The following is a 26,228-nucleotide window of genomic DNA, read 5'->3' on the forward strand; positions in this document are numbered from 1 at the left end:
CAACGACAAGTACGATTTTGCCTTGGAGGCATGCTGTGCTTTTCTCTCTACTCAGCCGGCCACGCATTCACACAGCTCTACAGGCCGCTGCTCGACAAAGTCGGCCTGACTTGTCCGCAGTATCTGGTCATGGTGACACTCTGACATCGCGATGGCCAGACCGGAAGGGAGCTGGGGAAGACACTGTTCCTCGATTCAAGCACCCTGACACCGCTCCTCAACCGGCTGGAGGCGGCCGGGCTGATCACCAGGACCCGGAACCGCATTGACGAACGGGAGGTGCTCATTCACCTGACGGAGAAAGGCGGCGCGCTCAGAGCCCGTGCCGCCGATATCATGCGCTGTATCGACGAAGCCGTCGGAGTGGATGCCGAGGCATTGCGAGCGATCAAGCAATCACTCGACACCATACGGGACAAAATCAAGACGTAGCGCCAGCGTGGCCAAGTGAAGCGGTCGAACCCGACACTCGCGATGCTTCCGTAGCAGCTATATAAGGGGTGACGAGCGCGAGCCATCTCACACGAAAGTGGCCGCACGGTCGGAGCGGCCAGTGCCAATAATCAAGCCGCAACCACGGTGCAGGCGTCATAGTTGGCGGTCCATTGCAGCGATGGTCGCTCGCCGCAGCGCTCAATCCAGGCCTTGACCACGTCGCTCTCAGGCGTCGCTGCAGGGCACCAGGCAAAGGGCGAATGCAGCAGCAGATCAACGGCTGTGTATCGCTCTCCCATCAGGTAGGGGCAATCCTTGAGCGCGGTTTCGAGGCGTACTGCAAGCTCCGCCGGGCTGCGGAAGGTGAAATCCACAAAAGGATGCGAAATCCCGGCTGCCTGCATGATCAGCACAGGTTCGACCACGCCGGCATACCAAGCCAGCCAGCTGAGATACCTACCGCGCTGCGGATCGCCGGCAACAGGCGCCATCTTCTTTTCCGGGAAGATATCTGTCAGGTACTGAATGATCGCTATGCTCTCCCAGATGACGACGCCGTCATGGTCGAGCAGCGGCACCTTGCCTTCCGGATGCAGGTTCTTTGGATCTTTGCGACCGCTGCCGTCGCCGCGGGTGATGTCGACGATCTTTATCGCGACCTTGTCGATGGCGTCTAGTTCGCGAAGCAGGGTGACAATACGTGTGGAGCGCGAGCGGGGGGCGTGAAAGAGCGTTAGCATAGTCTGGATCCTCGGTTGCGTTTGGCAATGCGGATCTTGTAAAGTCCGCCAACTGCCAGTTTCCGTCAGTAGGCTTCATCTATCCTCCAAAGTCATGGCTCGTAGTGATCGTCTGTTCCGCCTGCTCCAGGCGCTTCGCACTCTCCCCTCCCCGGTGACGGCCGCGCGCCTTGCCGAGGAGACCGACGTGTCGTTGCGTTCGCTCTATAGGGACATCGAGAGCTTGCGCGCCGCAGGTGCCGTCATCGATGGCGAGCGCGGCTTCGGCTACAGGCTGACGGAAGACATCGCCTTGCCACCGCAGACGTTCACACGGCTTGAAATCGAAGCCCTGGTGCTGGGCCTTGCAGAGGTGCGGCATATGGGTGAACCGGCTCTCGCTGCGGCCGCAGGCGCTGTGCTTTCGAAGGTCACAGCAACGCTGCCCGACCGACTACAACGCCAAACACTGCATGCCGCCTCCCAGGTTTATCGATTCGAGCGCCGCGACCCGCCGCTCGCCAACGTCGGCCTTCTGCGCGAGGCCTGCTGGCAAGAACGCGCCGTGGTGATAAGCTATGTGGACGCGGAGCAGCGACGGACCGACCGGCAAGTTCTGCCGCTGGCGATCGTCTATCTGGAGAGGACGCTGGTGTTGCTTGCCTGGTGTTGCCTGCGCCAGGATTTCCGCAAGTTCCGCGTCGATCGCATCGCCGACATCAACATGACGGAGGAGAGCTTCCGACCGCGCCGGGTTCAGTTGCTCAGGGACTTCGTTGCCATTCTGAACGCCGGCGCGCCCGAAACATCAAAGATGATATTGGCCAGCCAGTAACCAAAACGACGATACGGCCGGCGTTCCACGTACCGCGGTCGGACTGCTGTTCGAAGATGCAGCAGATCCGAACGGCCGCACTGAGGTGCGATGCTGTCACCGCGAGTAGGCGGCATGAATTCGAGCAAAAATGCCTTGTCCCCGCCTTCGCCTTGAAGGTCAGAAGAAGGCAGGGGGATTGCCAAGCTGGCGACGTCAATTTTCAGGCAGAGCATCGGGCCATTGCTGCGCCCCGTGGAGGACACGCAATATCCGCACTGCCGCCTCCGTCATTGCGTAGGCCGCGACATACGGCGTACCAGTTCGCGTGTCCCCGCAATCCGGCCAGGACAGCCGCTTTCGGTAAAGTTCTGAAATCAACGGACCGATGCTAGGATATTGTCATCGACGGTGATGGCGGCGATCGGATTATCGGCCTCAATATGCGTGAATATACCATCGCGATCAGAGGGCGCGAAGGCGGACCAAGTGAGCTTCACTTTTTTAGATAGATACGTCGTCACTCAAAAAAGCTGGCCACATTAAAGTGAACCCATGCAACACGTGAGATTCTCGATAAGCCGAAGCAACGAGCGTGAAGGTGAACCAACGCTAGGCAAGCCGAAACATGCCGGGGAATGAAAAGGAAGCTGGCTCCAACTTAGAGAGGTTGATCTGGACCCTTCAAACTGGATCAGCTGACTGAAGTTTTGCCGCTTGACCTCCGGGTTGGTGTCTAGCGCGACGGATTATGACGTGCCTAAACAGGCTTCTTCATTTCATTATGCTGTGTCGTCCTCCAGGGGCCGACCTCCACGTACCCAGTTCTCGGTATGCCTGAGGAATTTCACCGGCACCGGCCCTTGAGCGTGAAGCCGCCATTGATATCGTGCCCGAACTATAGCGGCAGCATGTGTATTGAGGAGTACGCGGCCGCTTCCGGGGAGGATATCATGAAGTTTCTGTTGGCCGTTTCGCGCGCCATTGATGCAGCCAATTCAGCCATTGGCAAATGTATTTCCTGGCTGCTTCTTGCTGCCATTTTCATCAGCGCCATCAATGCCGCCATGCGCAAGGCGTTTTCCATGAGCTCAAACGCCTGGCTTGAATCCCAGTGGTATTTGTTCTCCGCCGTGTTTCTGATCGCCGCCGCTTACACACTCCTCAATAATGAGCATGTGAAGGTCGATCTGATTTACGGAGGCCTGCCGCGCAAAGGGCAATTGTGGGTCGACATTCTAGGGACGATCTTTTTTCTCATGCCTTTCTGCCTCATCACGGTCTACCTCTCCTGGCCGGTGTTTCTTCAGAAATTCGCCTCCGGTGAAGTATCGAATAATACGGGCGGCCTCATTCAATGGCCGGTCTGGGCACTGATACCGATCGGCTTCAGCCTGCTCTCCTTGCAGGGGGTGTCAGAACTCATCAAGCGCGTCGCCATCCTGCGGGGCGATATTCCTGATCCGGTTGCAGCGGCGGACGCCGAAGCGGCAATGCTCTGATCGAAGGAAAAATAATAATGGCATTCCTTGCGGAAAATCTCGCCCCGATCATGTTCGCGGCGCTCATCATCGTGCTGCTGCTGGGTTATCCGGTGGCCTTTGCACTCGCTTTTGTCGGCTTTTTCTTCGGTTTCATCGGCATTGAACTCGGCCTGCTACCGGCAACCCTGTTTCAGGCCATTCCCGATCGTATATTCGGCCAGATGTCGAACGAGACCTTGCTCGCCATCCCCTTCTTCACCTTCATGGGCCTGATTCTTGAAAAGAGCGGCATGGCGGAAGACCTTTTGGATACGATCGGCCAGTTGTTTGGACCAGTCCGTGGCGGAATTGCCTTCGCGGTGATTTTCGTTGGCGCTATTCTGGCGGCCACCACCGGTGTCGTCGCCGCCTCGGTCATTTCGATGGGCCTCATCTCGCTTCCGATCATGTTGCGTTACGGTTACGACCGTAAAATCGCCGCCGGCACAATCGCTGCTTCCGGCACGTTGGCGCAGATCATACCGCCAAGCCTCGTCTTGATCGTGCTGGCGGACCAGCTCGGTCGCTCGGTGGGTGACATGTACAAAGGCGCCCTCATTCCGGGCCTCATGCTCGTTGGCGCCTACACGCTCTACATCGTCGTGACCTCGATCATCAGCCCGGCAAAAGTACCTGCCCTGCCTTCGGAGGCGCGGACCCTGCGGGGCAGCAAATTACTTTTGAAGGTGATCACTTCGCTGGTGCCGCCGCTCGTCCTGATATTCCTCGTGCTCGGTACGATCTTCCTCGGCATCGCCACACCCACGGAAGGTGGCGCCATGGGTGCGGTGGGCGCCCTCGCCCTTGCGCTTGCCAATCGCAAGCTCAATTTAGGACTCATTCAGCAGTCGCTTTACGCGACGGCAAAACTGTCGTCCTTCGTCCTGCTCATTCTGCTCGGCGCGCGCGTCTTCTCCCTGACTTTCTATGGCGTGAACGGCCATGTCTGGGTCGAGCATCTGATGACTTCGGTTCCGGGCGGCGAAATCGGCTTCCTGATCGTCGCCAATCTGCTGGTCTTCTTCCTGGCCTTCTTTCTCGATTACTTCGAGTTGGCCTTCATTATCATCCCGCTTCTGGCGCCGGTCGCCGATGCGCTTGGCATTGATCTGATTTGGTTCGGCGTCATGCTGGCGGTCAATATGCAGACCTCTTTCATGCACCCGCCCTTTGGTTTTTCGCTGTTCTTTTTACGGTCCGTCGCGCCGACAAGGGCCTACAGGGATCGCATCACCGGACAGACGATCCAGCCGATCACATCGAGCCAGATCTATCTCGGCGCCATTCCCTATCTCTTTATCCAGCTTGCAATGGTCATCATCATCATCGCGTTCCCCGGCATCGTGATGCACTACAAGTCGGGCGCCAAGGTGGCCGATCCTTCCGCCGTTCACATCAACGTACCCATGCCCGGTGCGGGAACCGACGCCGATCCTTTCGCCAACCCGTTCCTCGCGCCCGGCAACACCGCGCCGAGCTTCGGCAAGCCAAGCACACCGTGACAGTTGACCGGGCACGCAAGTGCCCGAGCACGTCGCCCGTATTCAACAGGAGGAGGTAAATTATGAAGGATAATCCAGGCCGCAGACAATTCTTGTCGGGCGGTGTGCTTGCGGGGGCGGCTGCGGCTGCGTCGACGCTTGCAACACCTGCCATAGCCCAGTCATCGCCGAGCGTTCGCTGGCGTTTGACGTCAGGTTTTCCGAACAATCTCGACACGATTTACGGCGGTGCCGTTGTCATGGCAAATGCTCTGAGGGCCATGACGGGTGGCAAGTTCGACATCCAGGTCTTTCAGGCCGGAGAGATTGTTCCCGGCGCCCAAGCCATCGATGCCGTGAAGGCCAACACGGTCGAAATTTCTCATACCTGCGGATATTATTTCACAGGCAAGGATCCGACATTCGCCATCGGCTCGACGATCCCCTTCGGTCTGAATGCCCGTCAGCAGAACGCATGGCTTTACCATGGCGGTGGCAACGAGGCTTATAATGAATTCCTGTCCGACTACGGCGTCATCGGCATTCCCGGTGGTGCGACGGGCGCCCAGATGGGCGGCTGGTATCGTAAGGAGATCAAGGGCATCGAGGATATCAAGGGCCTCAAGATGCGTATTGCCGGGGTCGCCGGGCAGGTGCTTGCGAAGCTTGGCGCCGTACCACAGCAGCTTCCCGGCGGCGACATTTATCCGGCACTGGAACGTGGCACCATCGACGCCGCAGAATGGGTCGGCCCCTATGACGACGAAAAACTCGGTTTCTACCAGATCGCGCCCTATTATTATTATCCGGCCTTCTGGGAGGGTGGTCTGACGATCCACTTCTTCGTCAACAAAGATCAATATGCGGCCCTGCCTGACGAATACAAGGCAGCGCTTGATACCGCCTGCAAGGCCGCCAACATCAACATGCAGGCGCTCTACGACGTCAAGAACAAGGATGCGATCCGCTCGCTGGTCTCCAAGGGCACACAGCTTCGTCCGCTGCCCCGGGATGTGCTCGACGCCGCCTACAAGGCAACATTCGAGCTTTACGACGAGTACACGCAGAAATACCCCGCTTGGGCCAAGATTTATCCAGGCTGGAAGAAGTTCCGCGACGAGAGCTATGAATGGTTCCGAGTCGCCGAATATACCTACGACAGCTATGGCTATGCGATGCAGACCGCAGGCAAATAAGACGGAGTGACCTACAGCAAGGCCCCGCGGATGGCAACATTTGCGGGGCCTTGCTCTTTTATTTGGCTACGCCTTGATGAGCCCGTGATCTATCGCATAACGAATGAGGCCGGCGGTCGTCGCAATATCCAGTTTCCGCTTGATGTTCTTGCGGTGGGTTTCCATCGTACGCTCGGCGATATCGAGGGCCAGAGCAGCATCGCGGTTGCTTTTTCCCCTGGCAATCAAAAGCAGAACGTCCTGCTCGCGGGTGGTCAGTTCCTTCAGCCTGCCGGTGGAACTCTCCATCAGCACGTCCCGAACGCCTGAGGAGAAATAGGTGCCGCCGGCCGCAACGGTATCGATTGCCGCCACTATTTCCTCCGTAGCCACATCCTTCAGAATATAACCGGCGGCCCCATACATCACCGATGTCGAGATATATTCCCGGCTGTCATGCATCGACAGCATCAGTACCCGGGCGGAAAGCTGTCTTTCCTTGAACAGCTCCAGGGCATCGATGCCATTGATCTGGGGCATGTTGATATCCATCAGCACTACATGAGGTCTTGTGGCGACAGCCGCGTCAATACCCGCCATGGCGGACACCGCGGTTCCGACGACGGCAATATGCTCGTAAGTCTCGAGCACCGCCTTCAACCCGTCGAGGACGAGAGGATGGTTGTCGACAAGAAGAACCCGGATCGGATGACCGGTCACTCCGCAGCCTCCTGCAAACGAGGGCCATGATCCTTCATGGCCGTCATGGGAAGGACCGCCCGCAGGACGGTTCCCTTGGCGGAGCTTTCCACATCGAGCCTGCCGCCGAAATGGGTCATGCGTTCCTGCATGTTTCTGAGACCAAGACCCTTGTCGGCCGGCATCTCGTTCTCTGTTCGCGTGGCCGGAAATCCGCGGCCATTGTCGCTGACGACCATCTGCACCCGCTCATCCCGGCTGGAGAACCTGATGGTGACCCGCGTTGCATCCGAATGACGCTCGATATTGGTGAGCGCCTCTTGTGCGACACGATAAAGGGCGACACGGGCTTCCGGAACGAGCATGTGCTTGAAGGCCACCGATTCCAGCGTCGCAGCGATGCCGGTGCGTTCGGAAAAGCTTGAGATCAAGGCCTCCAAAGCTGCAGTCAGTCCCAGGTCGTCAAGAACGCGGGGACGCAGGTCGTGCGAGATACGACGGACCTCCTTGATCGCCTCGGTCAATGCCGACGCGCCTTTGCCGATCGCCTCCACCGCACCGACATTATCCGGCGTCACCTTGCGCCGCGCGAGATCAATTGCAAAACGCACGCCGACGAGATTTTGAGAAATGCCGTCATGCAGTTCCCGGGCAATGCGCAGGCGTTCCTCTTCCTGGGTATCGATGACCCGCTGCATCAGTTCCTTCAGCCGCCCGTCCGCCAGCCTCTGCTGGCGCAGATTGAGCAGCATGCAGGTGGCAAACACCAGGAGAACGGCGGGAACTGCAAACAGCGCCACGATCAGGAAATTCCATGTGATCGAGTGGCGCAATTCTTCTTTGGCTGCCGCCGTCGCCGCAAAAACGTCATCCAGATAGACACCCGTGCCAATCATCCATCGCCACTTGTCGAGGCCGGCCGCAAACGAAAGCTTGTCGGCGATCTTCCGGGTTGAAGGTTTCTCCCACTTGTACTGGACAAGGCCTCCCCCCTCCTTCGCCTTGACGATCAGGTCATAGATAACCCGATTGCCATCGGGGTCGTAGAGATCCAGCCAATTATTACCCGGACGGAAATTTTGCCGCGGATGAACGACATTCAACCCGTCATAGTCATAGACGAAGAAATAACCGTCCGTGCCATAATCAAGGTCCATCAGAATACGCTTGACCTCTTCCTTCGCGGCTTCGTCATCAGGCCCGGCCTTGTCATAAACCGAACGAATCGCGGAAAGGGCAAGATTGGTGAGGTTGAGGAGCTCCGCCTCCTTGGCAGCAAGCATATTTCGTTCGAAAGCGTCGATGCTGGTGCGCGCCAACGTCATTGACTGCCAGGTAATGAGCGCCGTGATGATGATAATGGCAAGAACGAGGGGGCCGATGGCCAATGCAAGGATCTGATTCCTGAGTCTCATGCGGCCCTCCGTCACATTAGCTCTTACTTACCCTCAATTGACAATACTTTATACGGCGAGTCGAGCCTGTCGGACATGATCGTAAGGCGAAATAGAGAAGGTGGTTCGGAAATCTGTAAAGTGAGGAAAAGCGTGACGTACTCGGAATAATCGCGCGGCATTAACCTGCTTCTTGGGCTCGACCGCGCTGAGCGGGACAGTTCATCGCAAGGTTCCCACCTCGTCAGCTCTACGGCCATATGTGATCGCTTACATGATATCGCCGGATCGAGCCTGCGGTGGGCGGCTCGGCACGCCGCCTCCTATTAGCGCTCTTGAGAAGGTGCAGCGCCAGACTGCAACTTTTCTTCGGAACAATCTCTGGATGGTGAAGTTACCCTTCTTCAGGAGGAGGACCATCCATGACTAACAAAGCCATTTTTGCGGGCGCATTCACCGCCCTGTCGATGTTTTTTTCCACTGCCGCACTGGCGCAGACCGACCTGACGATGTGGTATCACGGCGCGGGCAATGTTGAAGAACGCAAGATTTTGGCCGGCATCATCGAAGACTTCAATTCATCTCAATCAGATTGGCGGGTCTCGCTTCAGGAGTTCCCGCAGAGTGCCTATAACGAATCCGTCACCGCCGCAGCACTTTCCAACAAGCTGCCCGACATTCTGGATGTCGATGGGCCGAACATGCCGAACTGGGCGTGGTCGGGTTATTTGCAGCCACTGCAGATCGATGAGGCAAACCTTCAAAATTTCCTGCCCGGCGCGGTGGGCAAGTGGGGAGACAAGCTCTATTCCGTCGGGCTGTGGGATGCAGCCGTTGCGGTCTTCGCCCGCAAATCGGTTCTCGATGAAAACGGCATTCGCATTCCTACACTGGAACAGCCGTGGACCGGTGAGGAGTTCAATGCGGCGCTCGAGAAAATTGCGGCCGGCGGCAAGTTCGAATATGCGATCGACCTTGGCATGGCCGACAAAACCGAATGGTACAGCTATGCCTTCAGCCCGTTTCTGGAGAGCTTCGGCGGCAGCCTGATCGACAAGAAAGATTATCAAACAGCCGAAAACTTCCTCAACGGCGACAGTGCCGTCAAGTTTGGAGAATGGTGGCAATCTCTGTTCGAGAAGAAGCTGGCACCCGGAACGTCACAATCGCCTGCCGATCATGAAACCGGTTTTCTGGAAGGTCGCCACGCCTTGCAATGGATGGGCAACTGGGTTGCGGTGAAGGCGCTGGAGAAATATGGCGACGACCTGCTGTTCCTGCCTTCGCCGGATTTTGGGCAGGGACCGAAGATCGGTGCCGGATCGTGGCAATTTGGTGTGTCGGCCACTAGCAAGCATCCGCAAGGCGCGTCCGCCTTTATCGAATTCGCCATACAGGACAAATATCTCGCGCAGTTCTCCGATGCGGTCGGCCTCATTCCCGCCACCTCCTCTGCTGCCCAGATGACGAAGAATTACAGGCAGGGCGGCCCGCTCGAAGTTTTCTTCGAACTGTCCAAGCGCCAGGGAACGTTGCGTCCAGTCACGCCGGCTTACGCCTTTATCTCGCCGGTCTTTTCCAAGGCTCTTTCCGACATTGCCAATGGTGCGGATGTTGCCGATACGCTGGACAATGCAACGGATGAAATAAACAACAACATTGAACGCAATTCCGGTTACCAACCCAAATAGGGGTCGTGATCGATGGCGTTCTTTTCTTCAAAGGAGAAACTCACCCGGGACGGCGTCACGGGCTGGCTCATGGCTGCACCGGCCATGGTGCTGATCGGGCTGTTCCTGATCACGCCCTTTCTGCTGGGACTCGGTTTTTCCTTCACCAATCAGCGGCTGACGTCTCCCAATCCGACCGAGTTTGTCGGCGTTGAAAATTACACCCGGCTGCTGGGTATTGGCGTGCTGACGCTCCAACCGGAGAAGGAGGCGGACGGCAGCATCAGCCGGGATGCGGATGGCTCCGTCTCCTATCCGAGAATTCGCAATTTCACCCGCAACAATCCCGACTATCCCCATCTGGAAGGGATGCGGGAATATAAGAGCTTCAACTGGGGCGAGCACCAGATCATCATTCTGGCCAGGGACGTCGTGTTCCTGACCGCCCTTGTCAACACGCTTTCCTTCGTGGTCGTCGTCGCGCCTGTTCAGGCTGCACTGGCGCTATTTCTTGCCCTGTTGGTGAACCAGAAGATCCCCGGCGTCACGATTTTCCGAGCGATCTACTTCATGCCTGTCGTGCTGTCGGTGGTGGTGGTGGCGCTGCTCTGGCGGTTCATATACGCAGCTGATAACGGGCTCCTGAACAGCCTCTTGAGTTACATGAGCTTCGGGCTCTTCCAGCCCATCGACTGGCTGGGCAGAACTGACACCGCCTTATGGGCAATTCTGGTGATGTCGGTCTGGCAGGGCGTTGGGTTCCACATGGTCATATGGCTCTCCGGCCTGCAAACCATCTCTCCGGATCTTTACGAGGCAGCCGACATTGAAGGAGCGAGCCGCTGGCAGAGGTTCAGCATGATAACCTGGCCGCTGCTGCGCAACACAGCCGTGCTGATTGTCATCGTCATCACCATGCAGGCTTTTGCGCTTTTTGCGCAGATCGATGTGATGACCAAGGGGGGACCTCGCGATTCCACTCAAAGCATCGTCTACCAGGCCGTTGAGCGAGGATACCGACAGCAGGACATCGCAGCAGGCTCCGCAATCTCTGTCGTTCTGTTTCTGCTTGTTCTGTGCATTTCCTTAACCCAGCGATACATGACAAGGGAGAAGCAATGATGCAGGCCGGACAACGCAAGAGCCTCGCTTTTCTCATCGGCAACTATGTGCTCATGCTCGCCTTCGCGGCGATCTTCATTTTGCCGCTATTGTTCATGGGGTTCTCGTCACTGAAACCAAATGACCAATTGCTGAGTGACGCGACGTCGATACGAGCCTTCCTGCCGGTGGGATATCTCTCGCTTGAAAACTATACGGCAGCTTTCGTCCGGGCGCCGATTGCCACCTTCATATTCAATTCGGTTCTGGTCACGGTCGTTACCGTGTTTCTCGCCCTGCTTTTTGGCTCGCTTGCCGCTTTCGCCTTCACCTTTTTGAACTGGCGCGGAAAGGATGTTTTATTCTCGATCATCCTCGCCACTCTCATCATTCCCTTTGAAACAATTGCTGTGCCACTCCTGCTGGAAGTCAACAATCTGCCATGGATTGGCAGCGGTGGATTTACCTGGGGGTGGCTCAACTCCTGGCATGTGCAGATCATTCCGTGGATCGCAGACGGGCTGACGATTTTCCTCTTCGTGCAATATTTCAAGGATCTGCCGAAGGAATTGCTGGAGGCGGCGCGCATTGATGGCGCCAGCTGGCTGCGGATTTATACCCAAGTGGTGATGCCGCTCAGCGGCCCGGTCATCGCCACGGCGGCGATCCTGAAGTTTCTCGTCATGTACAGCCAGCAATACCTATGGCCGCTTCTCGTTACCCAATCCGAGGCATACAGGCCCGTAATGGTGGGGCTGCAATATTTCTTCCAGCTCAACACGCCCTGGGGTGAAGTCATGGCCTATCTCACCATCATCACCCTGCCAGTGCTGATCTTTTATCTGTGCTTGCAGAGACTGTTCATCTCCAGTATCGCGGCGAGTGGGATAAAGGGATAGCATCTAAGCCTGCACAGTATGTCGGGCACGATCTCCACAAGTCCTTTTTTGCCCGGTATTTCAAACTGCCGGCCGGACCCTGAACCAGATCGCATGTGAACGCACTCCAATCGTTACCGGCACAAGGCGGTTTTAGCGATGGGGACGGAGGCGTGAGGCTGACAGTCTTCAACCATGCTTTTCGTCGCTAATGCGGATGCCAGTGGTGGGGGTCTTGAGATCCCATCAGGGGTGAGTAGCGGCCTGCACCGTGGCAGAGTGAGGTCGCTAGAAAACTCTCTGGAGGCCAACCATGCCGATGACAGCAGATCAATCTCAAGCGCCGACCGCCACTCTCGTCGATCTTGGCGCAATTTTCATCTCCTTGGAATTAAGCAAGTCGACCTGGCTGGTGACAGCTCTGTCGCCTTGTAGCGAGAAGATGTCTCGCCACACCGTGGCGGGAGGTGATTTAATTGGCCTGTTCGAATGCTTCACTGCGCTTCGCCAGAAAGCAAAACGGCGGAAGGACAGACTGTACCCGTTGGTCGTAATTCAGGAAGCCGGACTGGATGGCTTCTGGCTAGGCCGGGTACTCGACAAGGAAGCCTGGATAGAAAGCCACATTGTCGAGGCCGGATCGATCGCCATGCCGCGTCGACATCGTCGAGCGAAGACTGATCGTCTTGATGGAGAAACTCTAATCCGCGCGTTGATTGCATGGAAACGTGGCGAGCCGCGGGCCTGCTCAATGGTGAAGCTTCTCTTGCCCGAGGAAGAAGACAACCGACGGATTGGACGGGAGCGGAAAACGCTGATTGCGGAGCGTGTCTTCCACGTCAATCGGATAAAGGGTCTGCTGTTCACACAAGGAATACGGGAGTATGAGCCCGTCAATCGGGATCGACGGCAGCGTCTGGAAGAGCTTCGGACAGGCGATGGACGTCCGCTATCAAAACACCTGAAGGCCGAAGTCTGTAGAGAGCTTGACCGCCTCGAACTGATACTCACACAGATCAAAGCTGTCGAAGCCGAGCGAGATGCCTTGATCGTTCAGGAGACGCCGGAAACGCCGAAAGAAGCGGCCGCTCTCTTGGGCATCCGAGGAATTGGGCCTGAATTCGCTACAATACTGTACACGGAAGGCCTGTTCCGCCACTTCGACAACCGGCGCCAAATCGCATCGTATGCAGGCCTTGCCCCCTCCCCCTGGCAAAGCGGTAACGTCAATCGCGAGCAGGGCGTGTCAAAAGCCGGAAATCCACGTCTAAGAGCAACCATGGTCGAGCTCGCATGGCTGTGGTTACGGCACCAACCGACCTCAACGCTATCTTGCTGGTTTAAGAAGCGTATCGCACAAAACGGCGGCCGTTTGAAAAAGCCGATGATTGTGGCACTGGCTCGCAAGCTGCTCGTTGCACTGTGGAAATACGTGAGCTCCGGCGTCGTGATCGAAGGTGCAATCATGAAAACTACCTGAGGCGGGAAGTGCCTGTGATACCAGAATTCAAATCCTCAGGGTGTGATCAGCCCTGACGGATCCAGGTGAACGGACCGGGATTCCGTTTGGCTAAGAGCCGGTCTTGAGATTGGTCCCGTTCTCCTGAGCCCGCGCCCGCGAAAGCGGGAAATTGGTGCTGCCGTTTGGAGCGGCGACCGTATGTGAGGTTGTACAGGCTCGATAGCGAGCCGGTAAAGCGATGGGCTCAGACCATGGATCCGCTAAAAAAGGACGCTTTGTGATGACAACAAAATGAACCGTTGACAAAAAACCTGATGTGAAAGGAATCGAACCGACGTTCACCTAGATAATGACTTTGGTGGTGTTCATTGGAGTGGCAGCGATTTATTTCTGCAATGACAGTGAGTACCGAGTATGCCGACGTTCACCCCTACGCGTCAGTGCACCGATCTCCACGAGCTGCTGAAGGTCGCGTGTTGCTGTAGCGCGGGATGTATCTGTGATCGAGATATAGTTCTCGGCACTTAGACCTCCCTTGAAGCCAGCCGTGCCTTCCTTGAAGATACGCGCGACTACCTTTTCTTGCCGCTCATTCAGCTTGTCCCGAAAACGATCATAGAACTTTGCTTTCTGGATGAAGAAATCTACGCGCTCAAGCGTCGCTCGTTGAGCATCCAGGATAGTCTCTGAAAAGAAAATGACCCAGTCGGTGATATCAAGCGTGCGCTGGTGCCGCTCAAGCTCTGAGTAATAGGCCTTCCGGCGCTTCTCGATTGTGAAGGCGAGTGAAATGAGGCTTGGCTGCCCTATGTTTTGCGCCAGGGATTTCTCGGCGAGCGCGCGTCCAATTCGGCCGTTGCCATCCTCAAATGGATGTATGCTTTCAAAGTAAAGGTGTCCTACTGCGGCGCGTGCCAAAGCTTGAAGCGACGTTTGACCATCTGGCCCGGATTGATTGAACCATGTGATGAAGGTCTCCATCTCAGCGGCAACCTGACGAGATGGGGGAGCCTCGAAGTGGATAGTGGGTTTGTCCAATCGACCTGATACGATCTGCATGGCGTCTTCATGCGTGCGGTAAGCACCAACCGTTTCAATATATCGGTTTCCGGCCATCAGCATTGAATGCCAATGGAACAGTCCCTCATGGCCCAGCGGCCTATGCCAGCTTCGATAGACATCCGCCATCATCTCGGCGATCCCCCGCTCTTGGGGGCGGATCTGTCTATCATCAGTGTTTAGCCCGAACTGCCGGCGGAGTGATGACTGGACACTCACGCGGTCCAGAAATTCCCCCTCAATCTCTGAGGTCTTGACCGCTTCGTCGCTCAGCAACTCAATGCGAAGTTGGTTGCTGTCGTCATCGTTGAAATGTCGAACAGCACCGATAACCTCGCCGGCGGACTGCAAGAATTTCTGCTCCAACGGTACTAGGCTTGCGGTGTCGTATCTGAAGTTTGGCCAGTCAGTGTTTTGCCAGTTCCATTTCATGAGTTATAGAATCCCTCTCTATAACTCATAATTATCGCCGTGAATGAGCTATTGCAAGCCCGTCTATCGCTCAGTACCACATTCTGCAGCCTCCACTCAAGAGGCAGCGATCGACAGGCAACCTCTTGCCCTAAACATATTTTGTTAAAGCTCGCCTCATATTCCCACTCGCCCTCGGCACTGGTGCCGAGAGAAACGGAATAAGCATGACCAAACACGACCTTTCATCACGACAATTTCAGCGAAAAATTTCGGAATTCTGCGACCTTCGCATCGCTCCAATCGTATCCAGGCGGGTGTTGGAGAATATACGGCCTTATCTGGCCAATCTGATTAATTATCGGAAATCTCCCCCGCTTCTGAATGGCCATATCGACTGGACGATTATCGGTCAGGCCTGTGGGATCGAAGCCGAGTTGACGGCAGAACTGAAAAAGCAGCTCCGGCCAGGCCTGGATGCAATCATCCGATGGCTCGGCGCACCGCTAATGGCCAAAGAACGACGACCGCCAAACCCGACAGTTAGCTCGGACAAAATCGCGCCCGCCCAAAAGGCTGCCTCCGCGACTTCAACCAGAAAGCCTCAACGCGCGACGACCGACGACACCATTGCTCCGTATGCATCTACTTTACGCGGACCGGCTCCAAAGCCGATCAGCCCTTTCCCGGAGCCACTGTTCGAAGCGACAGAAGATCCGGCGAGCTTTCAGGATGCACTGGTCTATCATATGCGTCGGTTCGGCGACACCTATTGGCAGCTTTACCGTGCCGTTGTTCATCTGAAAGAGACCTTCGACAATAAGACGCTGCTATCCTGGATCCAGGGAGCGCGCGTGCCCCGATCTGTTGCCAGTTTCAATATCCTCCGCCGCATCGAGCGACGCTATCGACTTCCAGAGGGATATTTCAAAGAGAAACTGCCACATCAGGCGCGCGCGCTGTATGGTCACGATCTCGGTGATATCAACCCGGCTGAGCGGCGACGGATTTCATTGCACCTGCCCGAGGACTTCAACAGCCTGCCCTTTACCAAGCGCGAGGAGATCCTCGATTGGGTGCGCCGGGTGATCATTTCCGGCTCTACGGAATATCGCCGCTATCAGGCGGCGGCCAGCAAGCAGCGATACGCCATCCGATTTCCCGGCGTCACTTATGGGAGCAGCTTTCTTTCCTCTCGATCGTTGGCCTCGGCGGCCGGCGCCAATCAGAACGTTGCCGCAGAACTTGATGATCCTGATTTGCTCTCCGGCGTTATCGACGCACCGCCGAGACTTGCCATGGAAATGGCTGATCTCATCCGCTTCAAGACTTCGACGCTGACGGCGATTGGGTTCCAACGGAACGGCGTCTGGGGTGAGGAAACGGCCTCCCAGAAGATTGAGCACCTCGGCTTGATGTTTGGTGCGCTTGCTGCCTCGCCAAACGGTGTCGTGAAGGGTTTCGGTGTGCCAGTCAGCCAGTTAAGCTTCGGCCTTCTCGTCTTCCCCGGCGTTTGGGACTGGTATCTGCAGTGGCGGGAACAGCGGCGTGGCTTCTACACCAAATGGGAAGAAGACATGCTGATGGTCGCCCAAGCCCTATCTCGCGCAGACGTCGGTTGGATCCGGCAGCATCCGGAGCTGCTTCGGAATGTCAGGCCCATTGCAGGTTTAATTGAGCAGGAAGAAATCGACTTTGCGGCTCGCGACTGGCATGGCGCCTGTGATGCGTTTCACCGACATGCTGCTAACCGTTCCAAGGAGATCCAGCGAGTGATGCGCGTGCATCGCGATCCATTTGAACCGATCATGTGTGTACTTGAATCGGACAGCCCGCTGGCGGAATATCGCAAGATCACGGACGAGATCGTGAGACGTATGCCGGATGAGAGCAGATATCCACGACCGGCCGCCGAAGCCGTTAGATCATTCCTATTGCTTCGGCTGGGCCTGCACCTTGGGCTCAGACAAAAGAACCTTCGCCAACTTCGTGTTTGCCCCCGTGGACACTATCCGACGTCAGAACGCCGGCTGGAGGATTTGAAATGCGGCGAGCTGCGCTGGAGTGATCGCGACCAGGGGTGGGAGGTCCTTATCCCGTCGGTCGCATTCAAAAACTCCGGTTCATCCTTCTTCGGACAGAAACCGTTTCGGCTGATATTGCCAGACCTGCTCGACCTCTACGAATATCTCGATGCCTATATCGACCGTCATCGTGGCGTTCTGCTCGGCGGTGCGAAAGATCCCCAAACGCTATTCGTCAAGACGGTGAAGACGACCAGTATTGATGCTGCTTATAATTCGACCACATTCTACGAGGCTTGGCGGACTGTCATCCAACGTTATGGCATCTATAATCCCTATACCGGACGGGGTGCGATCAAGGGCCTCTTGCCGCATGGACCGCATAACCTGCGGGACATTCTGGCGACGCATATTCTGAAGCAGACCGGATCCTACGAGCAGGCGAGCTATGCCATTCAAGATACGCCCGATGTCGTGCAGCAGCACTACGGCCGCTTCCTTCCGCAAGACAAGGCCGCACTGGCCGCCAAAATCCTCAATCAGGTTTGGGAAGCTGCGTAAGATCGAATGAGATGCTCGGCTCGGACACCCAGAACATGTTGCATCTGGGCCGAGCATCGTCGTCTCCCGCCTTGAAAAGAGTCGAACCGCCGACCCCGTGGTCCAGTGGGTTTTATTGACCTTCGCGATGCGGGCAACAGTTTGCTTGTCGGAGTGGCAGGTTTGGGGCCGGTGGCGGTCTGTCCGCTCTTGGTTGCCGCTTCTCGAAGGTAGTCATCAGCGTGAAGTGCGTCGACGGCTCATTTGTGGGGACAAGCGGTGACCAAATAGTCAGAACCAGCGGCGAACGTCGGCCTTGTAGCGGTGGTATTCTTCGCCAAACTTGTCTTCGAGATAGCGCTCCTCACGGGCGATCGGCCCGTCGAAACCGATCGCGAGGCCGGTATATACAAGTGCCATGCCGAGATACATGGGATTGCGGGTCCACCGATAGGGTCCGGTCGTTGCGATTTTGGTTGCTGGCTGTGACGGCCGAACGTTCGTGCCCAACCGTCGGAAGAGCCCCGCCGCCGCAAGCATCATCGCTGCGCCGGCAATGAGCAGCGGCGCGCCGGTTGCGATCAGCAAACGCCAGTCGACGCCGAACGAGCGAAGGGGAACAAACCGCTCCGCTGCCATCCCCAAAAGCAGCGCTCCCAGATAGACCAAGGGCGGAGGGAAACGCACGCGTGCGCTGTCAGTTTCGACGGCCATATTCTGCCCTCCAATCTGAGCTCTCAACGCAGCATCGACTGCTGAGCGAAGATGCCCGCCATCGCGCCTTGCCATGTTGGGGCCAGAACAAGAGCAGTCCGAAATCGTACGCTAAGGGCGAACGGATTGAGAACTTATGCGACCCGCCGTAGCCCGACTGGCAGACGGAGCGATCGAAATCCGTCGGGCATCTGGTGTTCGGCATCCCAGGTGTAGATGCCGGTAAGGTTGATGTGCTCCCAACTGAGCGGCGAAATATGCTTCAACAAAGTATCGGGAATATTTCGACCCTCTCGCTTCAACTGCGTGATTGCGCGGTCGAGATAGACTGTATTCCAGTGGACGATTGCACTGACAACGAGGTTGAGACCAGAGGCGCGGAATGCCTGGCTCTCGAACGACCGGTCGCGGATTTCGCCCCGCTCGTGGAAGAACACAGCGCGTTTCAGCTTATGAGCGGCCTCGCCCTTGTTGAGACCAGCTTGGCATCTCCGCCGTAGTGCCGGACTTGAGTACCATTCGATCATGAAGAGCGACCTTTCGATACGGCCGAGTTCGCGGAGCGCCCTCGCGAGATGGCTTTGCTTTGGCGTTGCGGACAATTTCTTGAGGATGGTAGATGGCACCACGGACCGCGTCGTGATCGACGCCGCAAGATGGAGCAGATCGTCCCAATGGTCGAGGATCAGATTGGCATTGATCGGCGCCCCGATGTGGTTCGACAGCGCCGGATATGCATCACCCTTCTCGAACGTATGGAACTTCCGATCTTTGAGATTACGCAGTCTTGGTGAGAACCGCTTTCCGATCAAGGCGAACAGCCCGAACATATGATCACTGGCACCGCCAGTGTCGGTAAAGTGCTCCTGGATATCGAGGACCGTGTCCTGATCGAAGAGCCCGTCCAGCACATAGGCCGCCTCGCTCTCGGTGGGACTGATGGGCAAAATGCTGAAGTAGCCGTATTGATCTGACAGATGGCTATAGAATTTCGATCCGGGCTCGCTACCGTAATGCAAATTGATGTCGCCGCGCTTTGCAGCCCGGTCGCTCGCACGGAAGAATTGGCCATCGGACGATGACGTTGTGCCATTGCCCCAAAGGCGCGAATGCGGATGCTGGGTGTGGGCATCGGCGATGCACGCTTGAGCCGTGCGGTATGTCTCCGATCGCGCGTGGAATGTGCGCATCCACCCAATCTGGTGAGCGCTAATCCCTTTGGAAGCGCCCGCCATTCGTTTGGGGCCAAGGTTCGTAGCATCGGCCAGTACACCAGCGAGCATTGCAGAGACATTTTTTGGTACGTCGCCGGTCCGAACATGCGTGAACTGATCCGCAAAGCCGGTCCATTCATGCACTTCCCTTAACAGATCGGGAACCTCGACCAACGGATACATATCGCTGATCTCGGCATTCAGTGCCTCGGCGGCCACAGGGATTTCGCTGGCAGTTGGTGTGATGATCAACGTTCCGGCCTCAAGACGAACTCCTTCGAGCTTTCCGGATCGTGCCCTGTGCGCCAGACGCTGCAGGTTGAAGTCGAGCATCTGACGCGCTTCGGCAAGCCACTGCGCGCCATCAGCTTGGACGCCTAATCCGAGACGATCCTCCTCCTTTAACGTGACGAATGTTGTTCGCGGCATCAAATGCTCGTCAATGGGCCGGAAAGATCGGCTGCCGTCGACCCATATCTCCGCAGATCGAAGCCGGTCTCGCAAAGCAGCGAGCGTTGCGATCTCGTAGCGTCGGCGATCAGGTTTTTCCCGTTCGAAGATGAGCCGCCGGTCAGTTTGGCTAAGGTGGGTGAGCGGGACGCGATCAGGGAGCGTCCGTCGCTTCTCGGCATGAAGCCGTTTAAGCAGCGCAATTGCCGCTAGAAGTGGATCGTGGCGAAGCGCCGAGCGGAACGTGAATGCCTGAAGGAATGCACCAGTGTATTTGTGGACGGTCGCATATTGCTCGGCTGCTACGATCAACGACGGCGCCTCGTTGTCGTCGACCATCGACTCGAGCTCAGGCTTCATCCGAAGCAGTCGATCCCAGCCGACTGTTTGGTCGAGAACATCCATTGCATTCCGACCATTGTTGTTGGCGGACTGCAGCGCGGTGATCGTATCGAGAAACATGCGCAGCGCTTTGGCGGTGTTCGCTCTGCAGTGCATCTGCCGCTGCTTCTTTCGGTTGTTGGCTTGCGAGAACAACTTACCCATCAGCTTGATGAACATCGTCACCGCATCGTCCGTGAGCTTCTGGCAAAGCTTGATGACTTGAGCCATAATCAGAGCCCGGCGACGGCTGGCATTGAAGTCGTTGGCAAGCCAGGCCGGGGTTGCGTTACCCTCCCGGATCATCTGGCCCCACCGTCCTGCTGATATGCGCGCCTGTAACGTCGGATCGATCTCCAGCCGCCGCAGAAAGGCTATCCGCTCTGTCAGCCCGACCAGATTCGACGCACCTGGCGCTTCTGGCGCCGAGCGTAGCCAATGGAAGCGCGTCTGGCCGATCGACGGGTCCACTTCTAACAGCCGGTCCAATGATCGGAGCGCATCGAGCGGGATGTCTTTAATCAGAGTTGTCTCTGCCCAACGGCGGGCTATCGCACGGCCGGCAAGGCCAATCCGTTCGATCGTGTCGATCGCCGGTAGAAGAGCGCCGCGTTCACGAAACGCGACGACAATCGAATTGACTATCGCAGCACCGTCGTCGGACGTCGCCGCCGCCTGAATTGCAGACAATAGCGCGGCGCGGCGATCTTGCAGCGTCGCGCTTCTCGTATCCAGATACATCACTAGCCGTGCTGTGTGATCCCGACGGGTTTCTTCACGGCGTGCATAGAGCGAAAAAGCTTCCGGGGCGGCGCCGATCTGATCAGCAACATATTTAAGCATGGCGCGTGGCGGAATTTCTTCTGCCCCCAGCACTCGACCCGGGTATCGCATCAGACATAACTGAATGGCAAAGCCAAGCCGGTTGTGATTGCGTCTGCGCAGTTCGATCTCCAGGCGATCGGCCGGTGACAATGAGTAGTGTCGGATTAAGCTGTCCTCGTCGACCGGGATATCGACTAGCTTTCGGCGATCTTGATCTTTGAGAAGCTTGCGCTTTGCCATAGCCCGACTCCATTCATAACCAATCTGCGCTTAGCGTTGTCGAGTCGGGCCGAACAGAGAAATCAAAACCAGCGAATATCGATGGCAATCCACAGAGATCGAACGTCCAAAATCCGAACTGCGGCATTGTTCATGCTTCGTTCGGCCTTAGCGTACGATTTCGGACTGCTCTTGTTCTGACCCCTAGATGGTACTATATTTCTTGCAGTGATGGACCCCCTTACGTTACAGATTCTGCATGACAAACACCCTCATCGGTTACGCTCGTTGTTCAACCGACAAGCAGGACCTCGCGGCGCAGAAGGAAGCCTTGCTGAAGCTCGGCGTTGCAACTGATCGCATCTACACCGATCACGGGTTTACAGGCGCGAACCGAACGCGGCCCGGCCTCGACCAGGCGCTCGCCGCCGTGCGCAGCGGCGATACGCTGGTGGTGCCGAAACTGGACCGGCTGGCACGCTCGGTGCCTGACGCTCGTCTCATCGGTGATGATCTTTCCGCACGCCGGGTGATTTGCAGATAGGGACCAGCGTGCATGATCCGTCCGATCCTATGGGCAGGCTGTTCTTCAACATCCTTGCCACCTTCGCCGAATTCGAGGCGGATCTGATCCGGATGCGCACGCGCGAGGGAATGGCAATCGCCCGCTCCAAGGGAAAGCTGCGTGGCAAGAAGCCAAAGCTTTCAGACCGTCAGCACAAGGAATTACGCCGCATGTATGACACAGGCGATTATTCGATCAGCGATCTCGCCGAGGTGTTCTCGGCCTCCAGGCCAACGGTCCATCGAACATTGGCCCGTGGACCGGCGGACAAAAGTTTAGGAGCGGTCGCACCATGAATTTTCGCGATGCCAAACCTGACGATCGGGAGGCTGTTACAGCGCTTCATATCGCCGTCAGCCAACAAACCTATGCCGGAATTCTCCCCGCAGATTATTTGGCCGACATCATGCCCGAGGAAAAGACTAGCCTTTGGCAACGGCGCTTGTCGCAGGACGTCGATCCTACCGAGATGTGCTTGAAAGTCGCAGAGGAAGCGGCAGTTGTGGCCGGGTTCGCATGTTTCCTGTTTGATGAGGAGACCGAGTTCGGGACCTATCTTCACAATCTATACGTGGCCCCGACCTATCAAGGAAAAAGCGTAGGGCAACGCCTCTTGGTCGAAAGTATCCGCGGTTTTTCCGCAGATCGGCTGGAACGGCCAGTTCATCTGCTAACACTTCGCGAAAATCATGCGGCAAGATCCTTTTACGAACGGATGGGCGGTCAATGGATCGAAGAGAAGCGAAACGTTATGACCCGCCTCCCGCACGTAGATTTCATACGCTACGAATGGCCCAGCGCCAGCAATCTCCTGGAAAAATCAGACTGGGTAGGTAGAGGGTGATGAACCGAAAGGAGAGGCGATGATTGTTCGACCCGCAGCAGTCATGGATGCGCCGCTTTGTATTGAGCTCGTCGAACGACGTAGGATCGAGTACGAGTCGTACGAGCCGCGTTTTCGGAAAAAGGCTGCAAACTCGGCTGATTCGACATTGCCATGGTTTGAAAAGCTCTTCAGCGATTCCGAAAATGTATGCCTGATTGCAATCGAGGGCGATCATGTGCTTGGTTTCGCAATTGCGCGAAAGTTTCCTACCCCACCTGTTTATGATCCTGGCGGCCCAACCGCGCTGATCGATGATTTCTGTGTCGGCTGCAAGGAGCTATGGAAAGATGTGGGGCAAGCTCTGCTGAACGAAACTAAGCAGCTTTTGAAACAGCGAGGTTTCGCCCAATTGGTAGTGGTCGGAGCGCGACAGGATATTGCGAAAACTCAGTTCCTAGAGAAGGCGAACTTATCGCTGGCATCGACTTGGTGGACCGTCGGACTACAAGGCGCCCAAGGGATAGATATCGATGATAGATAGTGCCAAATATCGATAAAGGTCACACGGATTTTTAATCGCTTGACTTGCGCATAAACCTGTTGCCAAATCCGCTGATTGGCAACAGGTTTATGCGGATGTTCATCGGCTACGCACGGGTTTCGAAAATTGATGGCCAAGAGACAGCCGCGCAGGTCAAGGCTCTCAAGGACGCTGGCTGCACCCGTGTATTTGAAGAGAAAGCCTCCGGTGGCCGATGGGATCGACCGGAGTTTCATCGGTTGCTCGACCAATTGCGGGGTGGAGACACTCTTGTTGTCTGGAAACTCGATCGACTCTCTCGCTCACTAAAGGATCTTCTGCACATCCTGGAAAAGGTCGAAGCCGCTGGTGCCGGCTTCCGGTCGTTGACCGAAGCCGTGGACACCTCAGGTCCGGCGGGTCGAATGATGATGCAGATGCTGGGGGCATTTGCAGAATTCGAGCGCGCCATGGTGCGGGAAAGGACCCGTGCAGGGTTGGATTCTGCGCGTGAACAAGGCCGCGTCGGCGGCCGGCGGCCGAAGTTCAATGATGAACAGCGCGCCGAGATTATCGAAATGCTCGAGGCCGGTCGGAAACCGGCCGATGTAGCGAGGCTGTTCAGTGTGCATCGAGCAACGATTGCGCGGCTGACTGCCGCGATGGAGTTTAAACGGGTTGAAGATTTGGACGACGCGCCTCCGGTCAGGGTGTCCATTCTAACGCCTAAATCCAGCGTTGACAGGAGACCTCCCTATGGCAAATGAGCGAGCCAGCGTCGATGAAATCCGGGGTTTTTATGCCCGGGTTATAGCCACCGCGAGTAAGTCCTCAGATCCTCGAATTGAGAGGGCATTTGAAACCGTTCCACGGGAGGCTTTCTTTCCTCCCGGTCCCTGGAAAATCAAAGTCGGCCGACAATATCTCGACACACCGAGCGCCGACCCAGTCTACCTTTATCAAAATGCCTTGGTGGCTTTGGATGCGAACAAAGGTATCAACAACGGAGAGCCTTCACTTCATGCCGCCTGGATCGGGACTGTCTCGCCTCAACGCGGGGAGGCTGTCACCCATATCGGGGCAGGAACAGGCTACTATACCGCTATTCTTTCAATGCTTGTGCTGCCAACGGGAACAGTCACTGCATTCGAGATTGAGGAAGGCCTAGTGGAAAGCGCGCGGCTTAACCTCGAACCCTTTGAAGGGGTCACCATCGTCAGCGGTGACGCGACAAAAAAACGGCTGCCACAGTCGGACGTGATCTATGTAAATGCCGGAGTGGCAGCGCCGCCCGCAGATTGGTTAAGGGCGTTGAAGCCCGGCGGGCGGATGATCTTTCCGTGGCGGCCGAGCGAGGAAGTCGCAATAACGTTGATGGTCCGCGCGGAAAGCGGGGGATTTAGCGTAACGCCCCTAATGCCTGTCTGGTTTATTCCCTGTGTGGGCGCATCGAGGGAGGTCCCTGCTTCCAGGGTGCCAGCCAGTCTCGCCGAAGCACGGACAATCCGCTCGCTTTGGAAAAATGCCGACCGGGGTCCTGATCAAAGCGCGATAGCTATCTATCCGGACGTTTGGTTCTCCTCGGAAGTGGCAGCTGCCATTCATTGAAATCAGCGTCGGCAGCAGCACGCCAAACTTGTGGCGAAAGTCAGCAGACCGTCTGAAAACTAAGACGGTTTAGTTGCGGCCATTGATGGCCGTGATGCCGTGCGTCCCCACCATTCCTGTAGATTTGCGCGTTGGCGGATGAGTTCCGCCCCGCCCCCCCGGATGTCATAAGGAAATAGTCAAACATGGGCGCGGCTTACAAATCGGCTAGCGTTAGTTGTGCGCCAACCAACCATGGGCCATTTCTCATCAATTGAGACATCGCCCGGCCTGGCTAACTCAGACCCTCGAGCGCATAGCCAACGGGTGGCCAAGCAGCCATCTCGATGCACTCATGCCGTGGAATTACGCGCGTTGAACGGTCTCTGCTTGCCGCTTACTGTTGAGCTGATGCGCAGCTTCGATAATACGTCTTTCATACTCCTTACCTGACGTGCCGGTCAGTAGCCAAACGAACATCGTTTTCTCCAGTTCGTCGGCAAGTTTGCTGAAGTTCGCAGGGGACAGGGAGCGACCAGCAAGCAGGAGAATAAAGTGCTGTTTTATGGACTTTCCGCCGAGGAGACGGGTGTTGATGATTCCCGCCTCTTCTTCGCCAGCGACGTTCCGGCCCTTCGCGAAGTGAGCATACGCCGTGACAGCGTCAAGCAACTTCCCGGCAAAATCGAGCGGTTTTTTTCGTGATTGGTTTGCTCCGCGTTCTTCCGAAACCAATCGTAGATCACGTCTTCACGAAGCCTTCCGTCTACGTCATGCGCAGCAAGCAGATAGTACCTCAAGAACCGTAGCGGCTTTTCGTTCGCCTGATAGATAGCATCGGTGAGCTGTTTCCACACAGCTTTCAGCTTGCTAAACTCCTCACCCTGTGTTTCGGCGTGGAATATTGACCCCTCTGGCGGGGTGATCGGCGTCCAATTTTGACCCCCCACCTGTTTCGTCTGACCATCTGTCTTTTGGTGACAGATGGAGAGGGAGTTGAAGCGAGTGGATACGATTGCGCGTGTTCGTCGAGCCTTCCATGTGCAGGGCTGGTCGGTGAAGAGGATCGTCCGGGAGCTGAACGTGTCTCGCAACACGGTCCGCAAGATATTACGATCTGATGAGACCGACTTTTCCTATGAGCGCGAACGACAGCCACTGCCGAAGACCGGAGCCTGGAAGGCTGAGATCGAGCGCTTCCTGGCCGCGAACGAAGGCAAGCCATCTCGCGAGCGGCTGACGCTGATCCGGATTTACGAAGAGCTTCGGGCGCTGGGTTACGACGGCAGCTACGATGCAATCCGGCGCTATGCGAAGGGATGGTCGAAGGATCGAGGGGCTGTGACCGCCGAGGCCTACGTGCCGCTCTATTATGCGCCCGGCGAGGCTTACCAGTTCGACTGGAGCCATGAGATCGTCCTGATCCAGGGCGTGACAACGACGGTGAAAGTTGCGCATGTCCGGCTCTGCCACAGCCGGATGATGTTCGCGCGGGCTTATATGCGTGAGAGCCAGGAGATGGTGTTCGACGCCCACGACAAG

The 26,228-nt window shown here is 56.6% G+C and carries 20 protein-coding genes and 5 pseudogenes; 17 read left to right on the forward strand and 8 right to left on the reverse strand.

From position 1 onward, the window contains the following. Positions 1 to 30: 30 nt before the first annotated feature. Positions 31 to 432: pseudogene (locus GSF67_RS25840) on the forward strand (MarR family winged helix-turn-helix transcriptional regulator). A 131-nt stretch (positions 433 to 563) separates the two neighbouring features. Here GSF67_RS25840 and GSF67_RS25845 read toward each other — a convergent pair. Continuing rightward, positions 564 to 1,175, reverse strand: coding sequence for a glutathione S-transferase family protein (locus tag GSF67_RS25845; RefSeq protein ID WP_006315868.1), 612 nt, complete (start codon positions 1,173 to 1,175; stop codon positions 564 to 566). A 94-nt stretch (positions 1,176 to 1,269) separates the two neighbouring features. Here GSF67_RS25845 and GSF67_RS25850 point away from each other — a divergent pair, with 94 nt between their 5' ends. After that, positions 1,270 to 1,989 (forward strand): YafY family protein, encoded by a 720-nt coding sequence (locus tag GSF67_RS25850; RefSeq protein ID WP_006315869.1) that lies wholly within the window; start codon positions 1,270 to 1,272, stop codon positions 1,987 to 1,989. Positions 1,990 to 2,184: 195 nt separating this feature from the next. Here GSF67_RS25850 and GSF67_RS26190 read toward each other — a convergent pair. Then, positions 2,185 to 2,468, reverse strand: a pseudogene (locus GSF67_RS26190) (type II toxin-antitoxin system RelE/ParE family toxin). Positions 2,469 to 2,921: 453 nt separating this feature from the next. Between GSF67_RS26190 and GSF67_RS25855 the strand changes: the two are divergent. The 3 genes from GSF67_RS25855 (at position 2,922) to GSF67_RS25865 (ending at position 6,168) form a co-directional block, all read left to right on the forward strand. Next, positions 2,922 to 3,470, forward strand: coding sequence for a TRAP transporter small permease subunit (locus GSF67_RS25855; protein ID WP_006315871.1), 549 nt, complete (start codon positions 2,922 to 2,924; stop codon positions 3,468 to 3,470). A 14-nt stretch (positions 3,471 to 3,484) separates the two neighbouring features. Continuing rightward, on the forward strand, positions 3,485 to 4,993 hold the full coding sequence (locus GSF67_RS25860; RefSeq protein ID WP_046033417.1) for a TRAP transporter large permease subunit: 1,509 nt from the start codon (positions 3,485 to 3,487) through the stop codon (positions 4,991 to 4,993). Between the two features lie 62 nt (positions 4,994 to 5,055). Next, complete coding sequence (locus tag GSF67_RS25865) at positions 5,056 to 6,168, forward strand: TRAP transporter substrate-binding protein (protein WP_006315876.1); 1,113 nt, start codon at positions 5,056 to 5,058, stop codon at positions 6,166 to 6,168. A 66-nt stretch (positions 6,169 to 6,234) separates the two neighbouring features. Here GSF67_RS25865 and GSF67_RS25870 read toward each other — a convergent pair whose 3' ends face one another. Together GSF67_RS25870 and GSF67_RS25875 are read right to left on the reverse strand one after the other, a co-directional pair. Further along, the gene (locus GSF67_RS25870) at positions 6,235 to 6,867 is read right to left on the reverse strand and encodes a response regulator transcription factor (RefSeq protein ID WP_006315878.1); all 633 of its coding nucleotides are present in this window, start codon (positions 6,865 to 6,867) and stop codon (positions 6,235 to 6,237) included. Continuing rightward, the gene (locus tag GSF67_RS25875) at positions 6,864 to 8,261 is read right to left on the reverse strand and encodes a cache domain-containing protein (RefSeq protein ID WP_006315880.1); all 1,398 of its coding nucleotides are present in this window, start codon (positions 8,259 to 8,261) and stop codon (positions 6,864 to 6,866) included. Before GSF67_RS25875 ends, GSF67_RS25870 begins: the two co-directional genes overlap by 4 nt. Before the next feature lie 401 nt (positions 8,262 to 8,662). On the opposite strand from GSF67_RS25875, the gene GSF67_RS25880 reads away from it, so the two are divergent. The 4 genes from GSF67_RS25880 to GSF67_RS25895 all read left to right on the forward strand — a co-directional run bounded on the left by GSF67_RS25880 (position 8,663) and on the right by GSF67_RS25895 (position 13,369). After that, positions 8,663 to 9,931 (forward strand): extracellular solute-binding protein, encoded by a 1,269-nt coding sequence (locus GSF67_RS25880; protein ID WP_006315884.1) that lies wholly within the window; start codon positions 8,663 to 8,665, stop codon positions 9,929 to 9,931. Positions 9,932 to 9,943: 12 nt separating this feature from the next. Continuing rightward, positions 9,944 to 11,032 carry a carbohydrate ABC transporter permease gene (locus tag GSF67_RS25885; protein WP_006315886.1) on the forward strand — a complete coding sequence of 363 codons (1,089 nt, stop codon included), beginning with the start codon at positions 9,944 to 9,946 and terminating at the stop codon, positions 11,030 to 11,032. Continuing rightward, positions 11,029 to 11,910 carry a carbohydrate ABC transporter permease gene (locus GSF67_RS25890; RefSeq protein WP_010974523.1) on the forward strand — a complete coding sequence of 294 codons (882 nt, stop codon included), beginning with the start codon at positions 11,029 to 11,031 and terminating at the stop codon, positions 11,908 to 11,910. The genes GSF67_RS25885 and GSF67_RS25890 overlap by 4 nt, the downstream gene beginning before the upstream one ends. Before the next feature lie 298 nt (positions 11,911 to 12,208). Next, entirely contained in the window at positions 12,209 to 13,369 is a 1,161-nt protein-coding gene (locus GSF67_RS25895; RefSeq protein WP_128822113.1) for an IS110 family transposase, read from the forward strand. 366 nt (positions 13,370 to 13,735) lie between these two features. Here GSF67_RS25895 and GSF67_RS25900 read toward each other — a convergent pair whose 3' ends face one another. Beyond that, entirely contained in the window at positions 13,736 to 14,842 is a 1,107-nt protein-coding gene (locus GSF67_RS25900; RefSeq protein ID WP_006313258.1) for a Fic family protein, read from the reverse strand. Positions 14,843 to 15,048: 206 nt separating this feature from the next. On the opposite strand from GSF67_RS25900, the gene GSF67_RS25905 reads away from it, so the two are divergent. Next, positions 15,049 to 17,406 (forward strand): hypothetical protein, encoded by a 2,358-nt coding sequence (locus tag GSF67_RS25905; protein WP_006313257.1) that lies wholly within the window; start codon positions 15,049 to 15,051, stop codon positions 17,404 to 17,406. A gap of 270 nt (positions 17,407 to 17,676) precedes the next feature. On the opposite strand, the gene GSF67_RS25910 is transcribed toward GSF67_RS25905, so the two are convergent. Then, positions 17,677 to 18,099: an isoprenylcysteine carboxylmethyltransferase family protein gene (locus GSF67_RS25910; protein ID WP_006313256.1), complete on the reverse strand. Its 423-nt coding sequence runs from the start codon at positions 18,097 to 18,099 to the stop codon at positions 17,677 to 17,679. A gap of 134 nt (positions 18,100 to 18,233) precedes the next feature. Beyond that, positions 18,234 to 21,209 (reverse strand): Tn3 family transposase, encoded by a 2,976-nt coding sequence (locus tag GSF67_RS25915; protein WP_176072112.1) that lies wholly within the window; start codon positions 21,207 to 21,209, stop codon positions 18,234 to 18,236. 238 nt (positions 21,210 to 21,447) lie between these two features. On the opposite strand from GSF67_RS25915, the pseudogene GSF67_RS25920 reads away from it, so the two are divergent. The 6 genes and pseudogenes from GSF67_RS25920 to GSF67_RS25945 form a co-directional block, all read left to right on the forward strand. Next, positions 21,448 to 22,049 (forward strand): annotated as a pseudogene (locus GSF67_RS25920) (recombinase family protein). After that, positions 22,046 to 22,597: a GNAT family N-acetyltransferase gene (locus tag GSF67_RS25925; protein WP_006313252.1), complete on the forward strand. Its 552-nt coding sequence runs from the start codon at positions 22,046 to 22,048 to the stop codon at positions 22,595 to 22,597. The pseudogene GSF67_RS25920 and the gene GSF67_RS25925 overlap by 4 nt, the downstream one beginning before the upstream one ends. Before the next feature lie 19 nt (positions 22,598 to 22,616). Continuing rightward, positions 22,617 to 23,120 carry a GNAT family N-acetyltransferase gene (locus tag GSF67_RS25930; RefSeq protein ID WP_006313251.1) on the forward strand — a complete coding sequence of 168 codons (504 nt, stop codon included), beginning with the start codon at positions 22,617 to 22,619 and terminating at the stop codon, positions 23,118 to 23,120. A 95-nt stretch (positions 23,121 to 23,215) separates the two neighbouring features. Then, on the forward strand, positions 23,216 to 23,866 hold the full coding sequence (locus tag GSF67_RS25935) for a recombinase family protein (RefSeq protein WP_085944116.1): 651 nt from the start codon (positions 23,216 to 23,218) through the stop codon (positions 23,864 to 23,866). Beyond that, a complete protein-coding gene (locus GSF67_RS25940; protein ID WP_006313249.1) occupies positions 23,856 to 24,707 on the forward strand; it encodes a protein-L-isoaspartate O-methyltransferase in 852 nt (283 codons plus the stop codon). The genes GSF67_RS25935 and GSF67_RS25940 overlap by 11 nt, the downstream gene beginning before the upstream one ends. A 268-nt stretch (positions 24,708 to 24,975) precedes the next feature. Beyond that, positions 24,976 to 25,065: pseudogene (locus tag GSF67_RS25945) on the forward strand (transposase domain-containing protein); the annotation flags it as partial. Here the strand turns inward: GSF67_RS25945 and GSF67_RS25950 are convergent. Beyond that, positions 25,053 to 25,421 carry a hypothetical protein gene (locus GSF67_RS25950; RefSeq protein WP_006313248.1) on the reverse strand — a complete coding sequence of 123 codons (369 nt, stop codon included), beginning with the start codon at positions 25,419 to 25,421 and terminating at the stop codon, positions 25,053 to 25,055. The pseudogene GSF67_RS25945 and the gene GSF67_RS25950 sit on opposite strands and share 13 nt — an antisense overlap. Positions 25,422 to 25,682: 261 nt before the next feature. Between GSF67_RS25950 and GSF67_RS25955 the strand changes: the two are divergent. After that, positions 25,683 to 26,228, forward strand: a pseudogene (locus tag GSF67_RS25955) (helix-turn-helix domain-containing protein); the annotation flags it as partial.

The organism is Agrobacterium sp. CGMCC 11546, assembly GCF_013365515.1.
Lineage (GTDB): Bacteria > Pseudomonadota > Alphaproteobacteria > Rhizobiales > Rhizobiaceae > Agrobacterium > Agrobacterium fabrum.